Here is a 12,724-nt window from a genome sequence, read left to right as displayed (position 1 = left end):
AGTAGAAATAACTATTGTTATTGGAAAAAAAGGTAAATAGTCCCACAGTGTAGAAAGTTATCATTATAGTTTCTTAATCCTATAACTAAGGAGGGTGTAGATGGAATTAATAAATAAAGCTGATCAAAGAGTTTCCGTCGAGACAAGCTTTTACAGAACGATAGTAGAACTTATTTTTAGATTAATAATGAGGGGTGTATTTATTTGACAGAGTTTAACCAGCAAATAAAAAATTTAGCTAGCAGGCTTCAACGAGTGAAAGAAAATATTCATACAGAAGAGGCTACAAAAACTTCATTGATAATGCCAATGTTGCAAATACTTGGTTACGATATTTTCAATCCTGAAGAGTTAGTTCCTGAATTTGTAGCGGACGTCGGGATAAAAAAAGGTGAAAAAATTGATTATGCCATTATGAGAGAGAATGAGCCAGTTATTCTGATCGAGGCCAAAAGCGTTAATGAAGCTTTGACAAAGCATGATTCCCAGCTATTTAGATACTTCGGTACTACAAATGCAAAATTTGCAATTTTGACTAACGGAATAGAATACAGGTTTTTCACTGATTTAGAAGAGCAAAATAAAATGGATCAGAAACCGTTCTTTGTTATTGACCTCTTAAATTTAAAGGATGTAGATATACTAGAATTGGCGAAATTTAGAAAACAGGATTTTGACGTTGTTAATGTTTTGACTACAGCATCAGAATTGAAATATACCGGAGAGATTAAACAATACTTATTTAAGCAATGGGAGGAACCTTCCGAGGAATTTGTAAAGGTTGTTATTAATGAGATTTATTCCGGAGTGAAAACAAAGAAGGTCATTGATAACTTTAAGGACCTTGTTAAAAAATCATTGCAGCAATATGTAAATGAAAGAGTGAGTGAAAAACTGCAAAAAGCACTCAATTCCTCTACTGACACAACTCCAGACATCAAAGCCTCTATAGAGATAGAGAAAGAAAAACTATCCCCAGCTGAAAACACAACACAAGAAGATGAAGTAATAACTACTGAAGAAGAAATTGAAGGATATGTAATAGTAAAGCTAATATTAAAAGAAGAGATAGATCCTTCCAGAGTTTTCTATCGAGATAACAAGAGTTACTTTAACGTTTTACTAGATGACAGTATTAGAAGATGGATTTGTCGACTAGGTTTTAATAGTAGCCAAAAATACCTTCAACTTAATGATCCAGGAAGAACAACCTATAAAATTGACCATGTAAATGACATCTTGACGTACAAAGAAGAATTACTGGCAGTTGCAAGAACCTTTGATTTAGTGGCTAATAAGTAAAATGCGGAAGCAGAAGAATAGTTCGATGGTTCTTCGGCTTCCTTCATGAATTCTAATTAAGGTTTTATTAGTAAACCAATTAAAATTCCGAAATTAAAGAAGTCCAAGATCTGCATACTCTCTGCATTTCTTGGACTTTTTTAGAAGATAATTATTCAGCAAAACCATCTGGGAACAAAAATTCATCAAATACTTCGTTTGTTTCTTCGTCTTCATAATAGAGCTGCACTTTATTTTTATCAGGTGCAACGCCATCATAGGTTTGGTAAGCCATTCCTAACGTGCCAAGCCCTATCGTTACAAAACCGTCCATGCTGTCTTCAAAAGCTGCTTTGTCGACAACAATGGTAAATTCATTGTAAGAGTTACTATGCTTTATATCCTTAATAGATACATAGTCTCCACTAGTTTTAATTTCTTCGATAGATTCTTTGATAGCCTGCTCCATTTCCGTCATCATCTCTTGATGCTGGGACTTGCTCATTTTGTATGTAAGAGAACCGTCTTCGTTTTTGGTTACCTCAATTCCCTCTGCTTCCACTTCAGCAACTACTGCGTCTAAATCTGCTTCTTCCAACATCTCAGATGGAATTGTTACTTCTACATCAAGTAGTCCTTCATCCACACTTGCAGATTCTTCGGTATTATCTTTGGCTTCTTTCTCTTCTGCAGTTACCTCTTTTTCACTGTTAGATGAACAACCTGCCAAGACAAGCATCCCTGTTAATATCATTAACATCCATAATTTACTCATTCCATTTTCCCCCTTTGACTCCAAAATCCTATCTAATTGTAAATTACTTGTAAGGTCACTGCAATGGGCATTTTTTATCAAGTTTAGTTATTTCGATTTGTTCTGGTGAAAATAGAGTTTGTGTGAATGGGAGATATTATCGTAGATTTCTATCCGAATGTATAAATGTTAACCCTATTTATCATAAGAGCGGTTGCAAGTTATCCTTTGGAAGAAGTATTCATTAGGGAGAACACCAAAATAACAGGTGTTGGGTTTATGTCTTTTAAAATAAAGGACAAAGTTGATCTCAAGAAAAATCAGTGGGTAAGGGTATGGGTAACAGAAGATGTAGAACAAACGGCTAGAAAGATTGTCGTGTTTAATCTACTCTAGAAGTCTTCTACTGATTTTGAGATTTTGCGAGGTTATTTAGAGATTTCAGCCAGGAATTTGGGGATTTCAAGTGGTTATTTGAAGATTTGTAGCCGGTATTTAGAGATTTCCATCTTTTTGTGACCTGAACCGGTGGAAATCCTGCTGCAAACAGTGCCGTCCAATCAAGATATTGATATTTTCAGCAGCTATTTCGATATTTTCAGTGTGCTTTTCGATATATTGGATGAGTTTATCGATATTTTCATCCACTTTTTCGATATTTTGCACGTAAAGGCTGCTTCCCTGTGATGTAAGGGCCACCTCTAATATAGTATCATTGAAATAGAGAACTGTTATTCCGAAAGGAGCCAGAGCATGAAGAATTTTGTTGCCTTTGATTTTGAAACTGCTAATGCTGATCGTACGAGTGTATGCTCTATCGGTATGGTGTTTGTGGAGAATAATAGAGTAAAAGAAACGGTGTATGAGCTGATTAATCCGGAAGGGTATTTTGATCCACGTAATACGATGATTCATGGGATTACGGAGGAGGATGTTGTGAATGCTCCCACCTTTGATGTGTTTTATGAAGGAATAAAGAACAAGCTTGAAAATAAGTTGTTGGTTGCTCATTTCCTTCCGTTTGACGGATATGTGCTGAGGGACAGTTTGGAGCGTTATCGGGTGACGCCGGTACCAAAGCAGTTAATGTGTTCCTATCAGCTTGCGAAGAAATTGTTACCGGATTTGTCTTCGCATACGTTAAAGTCGATGTGCAGGCATTTCCGCATTGGGCTTGATCAGCATCACCACGCATTGGCTGATGCAAGGGCATGTGCAGAACTCGTCGTTCATTTAACAGAGCTTGGCAATATTGAAGATGAAGAGACTTTAATAGACAAAACAGGCATTCGCGTCGGGGAACTGACACCTACTAGCTTCCGTACATCCAAAGTCGGGAAAAAGAGTGGGAAGAAGGTGGATCTGAGGAATATCCAAACGAATCGAGAAGCAGAAAAGGGTCATGTTTTTTACGGAAAAAGATGGTATTCACAGGTAAACTAGAAGGATTCTCCCGAAAGCAGGCCGCGGAAATGGTGGCAGCTAAAGGTGGGGAATCGCTGAACAATATTTCTGTAGATACGGATTATATTATCCTAGGTGGCTCAAACGCTTCTGTAAGAAAAAGTAGTAAGCTCGTTCAAGCAGAAAAACTAATGAATGCGGGCTATAAAATAGAGATAATTAGTGAGAAAGTGTTTATGAAGCTGTTAGGGTAGGGAGGAGTGAGAACGATAAAGCAATCTACCATTTTTATAATAGCTATCCTTTTTCTTTCAGCATGTGGCAAATATACCCCTTCAGCTCATGATGTTGTAAATTCACATGGTGATATTAAAAATCTAGAAATACTTGATAATTTTATAGAAGATATGGCTCATAGTAATGCAGCTAATGTAAAAGTTATAGATTATACAGATGAGGGCGATCCAATCATTCACGAGTTGCGAATCGTTGATGGGGAACTGTTTTCTATTATTGATACACGACACGATGATTTTGGGGAACAATACATAGAGGAGACTAAGTGTGAAAGCATAATAGTTACAAATGAAGGGGAACAAAAAATCTATCAACTAGTTGGTTGCGAAAATGAAGAGCGACATCATACTATACTCATTCAAAATAAGTAGAGGAAGCGGAGGGGCACACCTCATGCTTCCTCTTTTGTATTTTCACCAAGGGACAAGAACTTCGTTTATTATTTCCTTTGTATCAAAGTCTTGAACCGTCACCTTTACGTGGTAATTGTCTAGTGTGGCACCATTATATAGCTGATAAATGGCACAATGCATGCCTAACAACATAGGTACAAAGCCATCTACTAAGGCATTTTCTTCATAAGTTGACCGATCCACCATAATGAAAAGATTACTCAATTCCTCATTATGGGAGATATTATGAATAGAAGGATGCTCTTCACTTTCTATGATTAAATCTATTGTTCTAAGTATTTCCTGTTCTTTTTCTTTCTTCTTTATATACCATGTAAATATATTCATTGACTGTGTGATGGAACCATCCTCATTTTTAACCGTTTTTATCCCTTCTTGGTCACCTGTGGCAAATGCTTCATTCTCTTCCCAAGATGCGGGATAGGTAACATTCTTTATTAAAATATCCGTTTTGGCATATGTAAAGTATCCAATTAATCCTATAAAAACGGAAAGCAATAGTATCCAAGAAATTTTCTTCAATTTGTTTCCCCAAAAAAAATAAGTATTATCCAAAGTATAGCTAAATTTATATTTTTTTACAAAACTATTAGAGGTATGAAAAAAAGCAGGGGAAATCGTCCCCTTGCTTCTTAGGAAACTTTAAATGCTTCGAAGCTTGTACTAATAGCTTCAAAGTCACTTACGATAGTTCCACTAGTGGTGCTTTGGCCGAAGATTTCAACGAGATCGCCAGCTTGGAGATTTAGTACGGCGGAGACATGTACAATGTTTAGGACATTAGGTAGGTTCCAGAAGTCATTGTCTGCTGCAACGGTAGTCCCATTTACAACTATATCAACTCTTGTGCGGTATCCGACATTATTGTTAGGGGAAAAGGTGAAACTACTTGCTACATAGTAAACACCGCTCTCACGAGGCACGAAAGTAGAAGTTGTGTTGTTGTAAATATTTCCGAAGTCGAATTGCTCTTCTTCAAAGGTAATTTTTACTGGCACATTGGCTTGAACGGTTTGGTTTGTTTCTTTTACAGCACGGAAGGCTACAGTTTCGTCTTTATCTCTTTTTTTACCACAATCAACGTTAATCGTAATATCTTTACAATCTTTATGAGGCTTTCTACACCTAGCAGCCGCAACATCATTTTTATAATAATAGTATTTCAATTGATTCACCTCCCTTTTCTACCTCTATTAATTTATGCAAATCTAGTAAATATGACTGGACTAGTATCAGGAGATAGTTTAATTCTGTAAAATAGATTCAGTTAAGGAATATTAGGATACTTTAAATGCTTCAAAGGATGTACTCGCTATATTTTCTACCTCACTCAAAATGGTTCCGCTGAGGGAACTTTGGCCGAAGATTTCCACTAGGTCGCCTGCTTGGAGGTATAGTACTGCGGAGACATTTACAACGTTAAAGACATTTAGGAGGTTCCAGAAATCATTATCTGCCGCAACGGTAGTTCCATTTACGACAATATCCGCTCTCGTGCGGTAGCGTGCATTTACATCAGGTGCAAAGGTAAAGCTACTAGACACATAGTAGACTCCGCTCTCACGTGGTACGAAGGTAGAAGTTATGTTATTGTAGGTGTTTCCTAAATCAAATTGTTCTTCTTCAAAGGTAATTTTCACTGATTCATTTGCCTCTACTGGTTGATCTGTTGATTTCACAGCACGAAAGGCAACGACTCTTTCCTTATCTCCATTCCTGCCGCAATCAACGTTTATCGTGATGTCTTTATCATTCTTTTTTTGAAAGCGTGTAGCTGCTGTGTCACCTTTATAATTATTATATTTCAATAGAATCACCTCCTTCTTGCTTCACTAGTAATATATGCAAATCTAGTAAAAAGTGATTGGGTTGGGGGGACAGTCATTGGGTTGGGGGGACAGTCCCTCCGACCCAAAAAGAAGGAAAACCTCCATACTTATAGAATTAAATGCTATAAGTAAAAGTATAGTTGGTAGACTTTTGGAGAGTATTTATGTTGAGGAGGAATACTAATGTCAGTTTCCAATCAAAAAATCGTTCCCCATTTATGGTTGGACAAGGAAGCCAAGGAAGCAGCGGAGTTTTACACCACTGTCTTTCCTGAATCAAAGGTTACGAATGTAACAACTATAAAGGACACACCATCTGGAGACTGCGACCAGGTTTCTTTTGAGCTTTGGGGGCATAAGTTTATGTCAATTAGTGCGGGGCCATACTTCCAATTGAATCCTTCGATATCTTTTATGGTGAATTTTGACCCATCACGAGACAAGGATGCGAGTGAAAAGTTAAACGAGGCATGGAATAAATTGTCCGATGGTGGGACAGCCTTAATGCCACTTGATAAGTATCCGTTCAGTGAGCGGTATGGTTGGATTCAAGACAAGTATGGGGTTAGCTGGCAGCTCATTCTCACCAATCCAGATGGGGAAGAGCGTCCCCCCATCATTCCTTCATTTTTGTTTGTTGGTGACAATTGTGGCAATGCGGAAGAAGCAAGAAGTTTTTACTTGTCCGTATTTAAAAACGCAAAAGAGGGGCAACTAGTTAGGTACCCTGAAGGAATGGAATCTGAAAAAAAGGGTTCTATCATGTTTTCTGATTTTATGCTTAAAAATCAGTGGTTTACAGCGATGGATAGTGCACAAGAGCATGCGTTCCAATTTAATGAAGCAGTCTCCTTTATGGTGTCCTGCGATTCACAAGAAGAGATTGATTACTATTGGGAAAAGCTCTCTGCTGTTCCTGAAGCCGAACAATGTGGTTGGCTGAAAGATCAGTACGGTGTTTCCTGGCAGATTGTCCCGAGTGAGATGGACGAAATGATGTTCAACTCCACACCAGAACAACGTGCACGTATTACGCAGGCATTCCTGCAAATGAAGAAGTTTGATTTAGAGGAACTACGGAAAGCGGGTCGTGGGGACAGTCCCTCTGACCCAAAACAGGAGGTATAGGAGAATGAGTAGATTAGTACATTTTGAAATTCATGTGGATGACATGGACAGAGCAAAGCAGTTTTATGGTGAGGTGTTTGGATGGTCTTTTCAGGACTGGAGTGAGTATGCGGGTACGCCTTATTTTGGGGCAGTAACTGGTGATGAGAACGAGCCGGGAATAAACGGTGCTCTCATGCAACGAAATGGGCCACGACCTGAGGAGAACCAACCACTAAATGGTTATTCTTGTACACTAGGCGTAGCAGATTATGATGCCATCGAAAAACGAATCCTTGAGTATGGTGGGAAAGTAGCAGTACCAAAATTTGCACTGCCTGGAATGGCTTGGCAAGGGTATTACGTAGATACAGAAGGAAATGTATTTGGAATTCATGAGCCAGATCAGAACGCAAAATAAATATGAAAAAAACGCCATTTTACGTTAAAAGTAAAATGGCGTTTTTGTGGGTCGGGGGGACTGTTCCCCTGACCCAACCCGAAGTGTCTTATTTCTCTCCCCGCTACAGAGAAATAAGACACTTTTTTCATTTTCCCTCCACTGTCTTCCACAAACAGTCAAATAAAAGACACCTTCTCCATAATGTAAGCGATTTCATAAAGTTAATTTCTTTTAGATAATAGAATTGTTAGAAAATTAGAGGGGGTATAAAAGTGAAATCATTAAAAACTTTAATAGCTATTTTTTCTGTTTCAGCACTGCTTTTTGTTAGTGCATGTAGTGGTTCCAGTGATTCTGGTTCAACGGATAAAGGTTCAGGAAATAGAACAGTCATTGAGTATTGGCACACCTATAGTGATCAAGAAGAGGTTGTGTTAACGGATAAGATTAAGCCGATGTTTGAGGAAGCGCATCCGGATATCCAGTTGAAGCTGACCCGTATGCCTTATGAAGGGCTAAAGCAGCAAGTCATTGCCGGTGTATCTGGGAATGCAGCTCCTGATTTAATGCGGATGGATATTGTATGGACATCTGAGTTTGCGCAAATAGGTGCACTTCAAGATTTAAGCACCTATGAGGGCTTTGAAGAAACGAAAAATAGTGTATTTGAGGCTCCAATGTCTACAAATTTATATGATGGAAAATATTATGGGTTACCAGTAAATACGAATACAAAAATTGCTATTTATAATAAGGAATTGTTAGGAAAAGCGGGTTTATCTGATGCCCCTCAAACAATGGATGAGTTGGTGGAGGCTGCAAAAGCGGCTAAAGCTGCAGGATCAAAGGGTGGAATTGGAATTGGTGGTTCCTTTTCATGGGGCTTCCTACCATACTTCTGGAGTCTAGGTGGAACATTAACAAATGATGATTTTACAAAATTTGAAGGGTTTATTAATAGTCCGGAGAGTATTAAAGCTGTTGAAACGATCGAGCAATGGCATAAGGACGGACTTACGGCACCAACAATTCTTGGTGGGGAGCCAGGGTCATGGGATGGCATGCAAAATAATGAGTATATGATGATTGATGATGGTCCTTGGTTCTTCAGTATTTTAATGAATGAAGAAGGCAATAAGTTTGATGCGTTAAATGATACGGTACGTGGTGTTATTCCGGCTGGTGACGGAGGAAGCCGTTCCGTTATCGGTGGGGAGAACCTAGTAATTTTTGCTAACTCCAAACATCCAGAAGAGGCATGGAAGTTTGCCCAGTGGATGCTGACGGAAGAGCCGCAAAAGCTAATGGCGGAAACAGGATTGATACCAACCAATATGGATGCAGCGAATGACCCTGCATTTTTAGAAAATCCGTTTATCCAAGAGTATGTGACACAGCTTGAAACAGCTTTACCGCGTACGCCAGTTCCACAATGGTCAGAGATTGAAGCGGTTATTAACCTGAACTTTGAAAAGGTGATTCGTGGCGAAATGGATGCGAAAACTGCCATGGATGATGCAGCAAGACAGGCAGAGGCTTTACTTCAATAAAAATTAATGGTGGGGTTGTCCGGGCATATAAGCATATATGGACAGCCCCACCTTTTATCAAAGTTGGAAGAAGGAGGGGGAGCCCAGTGGATAGTGGATTAAATACAAACAAACATGATGTCGTCATTATTCCAAAGAAAAGCTTTGCCGAGCGCTTTAAAATTGGTGTGAAACAATGGGCGCAAGTCTTTCCATTTATTATTTTAGGGCTTATCGGTGCGGGAATATTTGTTATATATCCGTTGATAAAAGGAATTATTATGAGTTTTCAAGATTACAACATTATGCCTGGAGCAAAAAGTCCTTTTGTCGGATTTGAAAATTATCAAAAGGCATTTTCGGATCCGGCGTTTAAATATGCCGTCAGAAATACATTTCTGAACACGGTTGTCACAGTTCCGATAAATTGGTTTTTGGGGCTGTTTTTTGCTGTATTAATTAATCTTCAATTTATTAAATATAAAATTACTTTTCGTACTTTGTATTACTTGCCAATTATCACTTCTTGGATTGTGGTTGCCTTTCTTTTCCGTTATTTATTTGCGGACGGAGAGAACGGACTTGTGAACTATACGCTTTTACACTTAGGTTTTATTGATTCGCCGATTGGCTGGCTGCAAAACCAATGGACGGCGATGGTCGTTATCTGGCTTTTCCACATCTGGAAAACGGTAGGCTGGACCGTGGTTATTTATCTTGCAGCATTGCAAGGGATTTCGAAAACTTTATATGAAGCAGCATCAGTGGATGGAGCGAACGGCATTAAATCCTTCCTGCACATTACCATCCCAATGCTTGGCCCGATTACGGCATTTGTCCTGATCAACCTTGTCATGGGAGCATTTAATATCTTTCCACAAGTATATTTCATTACAAACGGGGGGCCGATGGGGCAGACGGAAGTATTGCAAAGTATGATCTATAAGCAAGCATTTAATAATTTTAATTTCGGTTATTCCTCTGCACTTGGGGTCATGATGGGTCTTACGATTTTTATCATTACCTACACGCAGCAGAAAAAACTTGGCAGACAGAAGTTCATGTAAGAAAAGGAGGGAAATTCGATGAAAACAAACATTTTTCCAAAGCTGCTTGTCTATACCGTTCTAATCATCGGGGTTTTAGTGTTTGTCACTCCGTTTATCTATATGTTAATGACCACATTTGTAAAAAACGCGTATTCTCTCCCAAGACCGCATGAAGTTTTCACAGCCGTTCCTAATCTGGAAAACTATGATATTGTTTGGACGAAAAATAACTTTTTTCGCTACTTTTTAAATAGTTTACTTGTTGCTGGGGTCGCAACAGTCGGGAGTGTGTTTTTAGGAGCATTGACCGCTTATTCGTTCGTACGCTTTACTTTTCCAGGAAAAGAATTTGTTTTCCGGGCCTTTCTTTTTACGATGATGATTCCACTAGTATTAGCGATTGTTCCTCAGTTTACAGTTATTCAATCACTTGGGCTAGTTAATACGTATTGGGGACTTTGGTTAATTTATATCGGTGGAGGAGTAGTAGGTTCGACGTTCTTCTTACGAGGCTTTTTCGAAACGGTTCCAAAGGAATTGGAGGAATCGATTTTGATGGATGGAGGGGGAAACTGGACCATCTTCCGAAGAATTTATTTGCCGTTATCTAAACCAGCACTCGGTACGATGGCTATTTTCGCCTTCTCTGGAACATGGGATGAGTACTTCGTTGCGCTGACGATTATTAAAGACGAAGCAATGAGAACATTACCGATTGCCTTAATGATGTTCCAAGGTAAATATGCGAGTAACTGGGCATGGATTTTCGCTGCCTCCATCATCGCAATATTACCAGTGATTATCATCTATATCATCTTCCAGAAACGGTTTGTGCAAGCGGGAGCATCTGAAGGAGGAGTAAAAGGATAATGAAAAAATTGGTAAGCTTAATGCTGGCTTGTACACTTTTATTAGGTGTCATGGCAGGCTGTACGTCAAAAGCTTCTTCACCATTATTTCAATCAGAACAATTGAAAAAAGGTGAATATATAAACTATATCACAACTGATAAAGCAGCATATGAGCCAGGAGAAAAGGTGAACTTCCAGCTTACATTACAGGATGCACTAGAGGAAGGTGCACTTGTGGTCCGTTACCTTCATTTACAAGAGCTCATAGAAGAGCAGGAAGTACTATTATCTGGTGACACCTCTGTTACTTGGGAATGGACAACAAAAGAGGATGACTTTACTGGCTATATGGTGGAAGTGTATATGAAAGATGGGGACGAAATTATCGATCACTCCAATATTGCAGTCGATGTATCCTCTGATTGGGCAAAATTCCCACGGTATGGATATTTAGCAGATTTTTATGAAGTACCAGAAGCAGAGCAGAAAAATGTAATTGACAAGCTCAATCGTTTTCACATCAATGGTCTTCAATTTTACGATTGGCAGTTTAAGCATGAACGACCGTTGAAAATGGAAAACGGGGAAGTGGCTGCTACATGGCCAGACATTGCGAATCGCGAAGTTTCCAGAAATACAATAGAAACCTATATCTCCCTCGCTCATGAGAAAAACATGAAGACTATGAACTACAACCTTCTTTTCGGTGCATATGAGAACTATGAAGAAGAAGGGGTGAAAAAAGAGTGGGGAATTTTCCGGGATCCACTTTTAGAAAATCAAGATAAACATCCACTGCCAGATAGTTGGGCAAGTGATATATATCTAATGAATCCAGGAAACGAAGAATGGCAGCAATTTATCATTGATGCTGAAAAGGAAGTATTCGAGCATTTAGATTTTGACGGCTGGCATGTGGACCAATTAGGTGACAGAGGGACACTTTGGGATGGGGAAGGAAAGAGAGTGGACCTTTCGACCACATATGCTCCTTTCGTGAAAAAAGCGAAGGAAGAGTTGCAGGTAGATCTTGTCCTGAATGCTGTATCTCAATATGCTCAAGGATATATTGCTACCCAAGCGCCAGTAAGCTTTCTTTACTCCGAGCTTTGGGATTCTCACCAAACGTATGGTAGTTTGAAAGACGCAATCGACCAAAATGATAAGTTAAGTGACTATAAGCTGAATACCGTTTTAGCTGCATATATGAATTATGATTTATCAGACTCTATGGGGGAATTTAATGCACCTGGTGTCTTGTTAACAAATGCAGTCATTTTTGCGGCAGGAGGCGCTCATTTGGAGCTAGGGGAAAATATGCTTTCGAAGGAATATTTTCCACATAAAAAACTATCCATTTCTGATGAGCTAAATGAGCAATTAATCCATTACTATGACTTTAAAGTAGCGTATCAAAACCTACTGCGTGACGGGGCGGAGGAAGTGACAAAGCCTTTAACGATAAATAAGGAAGAAATGAAGGTATCTAACCGTGCGGAACGCGGTGCGATTTGGAGCTACACGAAGCAAAAAGACAACAAAGACATTATCCAGTTCATTAATTTAACAGATGCGACATCCGTTGATTGGCGGGACAATGACGGGTCCCAAGTGGAGCCTTCTATACAAGAGGATTTGAAAGTGGAAACAGAAACATCTGGTAAGGTAAAGAAAGTATGGATTGCCTCTCCTGATTTTTACAGCGGGTCTGCAGTAGAACTAGATTTCAAGCAAAAGGGAAAAACGATTGAATTTACGATCCCACAAATAAAATATTGGGATATGGTTGTGGTGGAATACCAATAAG

The 12,724-nt window shown here is 39.0% G+C and carries 16 protein-coding genes; 11 read left to right on the top strand and 5 right to left on the bottom strand.

The genetic code is table 11. From position 1 onward, the window contains the following. The first annotated feature begins 204 nt into the window (after positions 1-204). The gene (locus LRP81_RS05655) at positions 205-1,302 is read left to right on the top strand and encodes a type I restriction endonuclease (RefSeq protein WP_230500289.1); all 1,098 of its coding nucleotides are present in this window, start codon (positions 205-207) and stop codon (positions 1,300-1,302) included. Between the two features lie 151 nt (positions 1,303-1,453). On the opposite strand, the gene LRP81_RS05650 is transcribed toward LRP81_RS05655, so the two are convergent. After that, a complete protein-coding gene (locus tag LRP81_RS05650) occupies positions 1,454-2,056 on the bottom strand; it encodes a hypothetical protein (protein ID WP_230500288.1) in 603 nt (200 codons plus the stop codon). Positions 2,057-2,221: 165 nt separating this feature from the next. Here LRP81_RS05650 and LRP81_RS05645 point away from each other — a divergent pair, with 165 nt between their 5' ends. Further along, a complete protein-coding gene (locus LRP81_RS05645) occupies positions 2,222-2,431 on the top strand; it encodes a hypothetical protein (RefSeq protein ID WP_230500287.1) in 210 nt (69 codons plus the stop codon). Positions 2,432-2,530: 99 nt separating this feature from the next. Here LRP81_RS05645 and LRP81_RS05640 read toward each other — a convergent pair whose 3' ends face one another. Then, complete coding sequence (locus tag LRP81_RS05640; RefSeq protein ID WP_230500286.1) at positions 2,531-2,701, bottom strand: hypothetical protein; 171 nt, start codon at positions 2,699-2,701, stop codon at positions 2,531-2,533. Positions 2,702-2,788: 87 nt separating this feature from the next. Here LRP81_RS05640 and LRP81_RS05635 point away from each other — a divergent pair, with 87 nt between their 5' ends. The 3 genes from LRP81_RS05635 to LRP81_RS05625 are packed head-to-tail and all read left to right on the top strand — an operon-like array spanning position 2,789 to position 4,107. After that, positions 2,789-3,478 (top strand): 3'-5' exonuclease, encoded by a 690-nt coding sequence (locus LRP81_RS05635; protein WP_230500285.1) that lies wholly within the window; start codon positions 2,789-2,791, stop codon positions 3,476-3,478. Continuing rightward, a complete protein-coding gene (locus LRP81_RS05630) occupies positions 3,457-3,693 on the top strand; it encodes a BRCT domain-containing protein (RefSeq protein WP_230500284.1) in 237 nt (78 codons plus the stop codon). The genes LRP81_RS05635 and LRP81_RS05630 overlap by 22 nt, the downstream gene beginning before the upstream one ends. Before the next feature lie 6 nt (positions 3,694-3,699). Beyond that, positions 3,700-4,107: a DUF4362 domain-containing protein gene (locus LRP81_RS05625; protein WP_230500283.1), complete on the top strand. Its 408-nt coding sequence runs from the start codon at positions 3,700-3,702 to the stop codon at positions 4,105-4,107. A 42-nt stretch (positions 4,108-4,149) separates the two neighbouring features. On the opposite strand, the gene LRP81_RS05620 is transcribed toward LRP81_RS05625, so the two are convergent. The 3 genes from LRP81_RS05620 to LRP81_RS05610 all read right to left on the bottom strand — a co-directional run bounded on the left by LRP81_RS05620 (position 4,150) and on the right by LRP81_RS05610 (position 5,957). After that, positions 4,150-4,671, bottom strand: coding sequence for a hypothetical protein (locus LRP81_RS05620; RefSeq protein WP_230500282.1), 522 nt, complete (start codon positions 4,669-4,671; stop codon positions 4,150-4,152). Between the two features lie 110 nt (positions 4,672-4,781). After that, positions 4,782-5,315, bottom strand: a complete 534-nt coding sequence (locus LRP81_RS05615) for a C1q-like domain-containing protein (protein ID WP_230500281.1) — start codon at positions 5,313-5,315, stop codon at positions 4,782-4,784. A 111-nt stretch (positions 5,316-5,426) separates the two neighbouring features. Beyond that, on the bottom strand, positions 5,427-5,957 hold the full coding sequence (locus tag LRP81_RS05610; RefSeq protein ID WP_230500280.1) for a C1q-like domain-containing protein: 531 nt from the start codon (positions 5,955-5,957) through the stop codon (positions 5,427-5,429). 204 nt (positions 5,958-6,161) lie between these two features. Between LRP81_RS05610 and LRP81_RS05605 the strand changes: the two genes are divergently transcribed. The 6 genes from LRP81_RS05605 to LRP81_RS05580 all read left to right on the top strand — a co-directional run bounded on the left by LRP81_RS05605 (position 6,162) and on the right by LRP81_RS05580 (position 12,723). Continuing rightward, complete coding sequence (locus LRP81_RS05605; RefSeq protein WP_230500279.1) at positions 6,162-7,106, top strand: VOC family protein; 945 nt, start codon at positions 6,162-6,164, stop codon at positions 7,104-7,106. 4 nt (positions 7,107-7,110) lie between these two features. Further along, positions 7,111-7,506: a VOC family protein gene (locus LRP81_RS05600; RefSeq protein WP_230500278.1), complete on the top strand. Its 396-nt coding sequence runs from the start codon at positions 7,111-7,113 to the stop codon at positions 7,504-7,506. 254 nt (positions 7,507-7,760) lie between these two features. Then, complete coding sequence (locus LRP81_RS05595) at positions 7,761-9,038, top strand: extracellular solute-binding protein (protein ID WP_230500277.1); 1,278 nt, start codon at positions 7,761-7,763, stop codon at positions 9,036-9,038. A gap of 86 nt (positions 9,039-9,124) precedes the next feature. Beyond that, positions 9,125-10,084 (top strand): carbohydrate ABC transporter permease, encoded by a 960-nt coding sequence (locus LRP81_RS05590; RefSeq protein ID WP_230500276.1) that lies wholly within the window; start codon positions 9,125-9,127, stop codon positions 10,082-10,084. Positions 10,085-10,102: 18 nt separating this feature from the next. Continuing rightward, a complete protein-coding gene (locus tag LRP81_RS05585) occupies positions 10,103-10,936 on the top strand; it encodes a carbohydrate ABC transporter permease (RefSeq protein WP_230500275.1) in 834 nt (277 codons plus the stop codon). Beyond that, positions 10,936-12,723, top strand: coding sequence for a glycoside hydrolase family 66 protein (locus LRP81_RS05580; RefSeq protein ID WP_230500274.1), 1,788 nt, complete (start codon positions 10,936-10,938; stop codon positions 12,721-12,723). Before LRP81_RS05585 ends, LRP81_RS05580 begins: the two co-directional genes overlap by 1 nt. Position 12,724 lies beyond the last annotated feature (1 nt).

The sequence above is a fragment of the Sutcliffiella rhizosphaerae genome (genome assembly GCF_917563925.1).
In the GTDB taxonomy this organism is placed as follows: Bacteria; Bacillota; Bacilli; order Bacillales; family Bacillaceae_I; genus Sutcliffiella_A; species Sutcliffiella_A rhizosphaerae.
The sequence above is the reverse complement of the archived record's forward strand: the minus strand, read 5'-3'. Positions and strand labels throughout refer to the sequence as shown.

What these genes read in the sequence shown, in the direction of transcription:
- LRP81_RS05650 (WP_230500288.1), bottom strand. Translation starts at nt 2,056, where the DNA reads ATGAGTAAATTATGGATGTTAATGATATTAACAGGGATGCTTGTCTTG.
- LRP81_RS05600 (WP_230500278.1), top strand. Translation starts at nt 7,111, where the DNA reads ATGAGTAGATTAGTACATTTTGAAATTCATGTGGATGACATGGACAGA.
- LRP81_RS05630 (WP_230500284.1), top strand. Translation starts at nt 3,457, where the DNA reads ATGGTATTCACAGGTAAACTAGAAGGATTCTCCCGAAAGCAGGCCGCG.
- LRP81_RS05635 (WP_230500285.1), top strand. Translation starts at nt 2,789, where the DNA reads ATGAAGAATTTTGTTGCCTTTGATTTTGAAACTGCTAATGCTGATCGT.
- LRP81_RS05580 (WP_230500274.1), top strand. Translation starts at nt 10,936, where the DNA reads ATGAAAAAATTGGTAAGCTTAATGCTGGCTTGTACACTTTTATTAGGT.
- LRP81_RS05645 (WP_230500287.1), top strand. Translation starts at nt 2,222, where the DNA reads ATGTTAACCCTATTTATCATAAGAGCGGTTGCAAGTTATCCTTTGGAA.
- LRP81_RS05585 (WP_230500275.1), top strand. Translation starts at nt 10,103, where the DNA reads ATGAAAACAAACATTTTTCCAAAGCTGCTTGTCTATACCGTTCTAATC.
- LRP81_RS05605 (WP_230500279.1), top strand. Translation starts at nt 6,162, where the DNA reads ATGTCAGTTTCCAATCAAAAAATCGTTCCCCATTTATGGTTGGACAAG.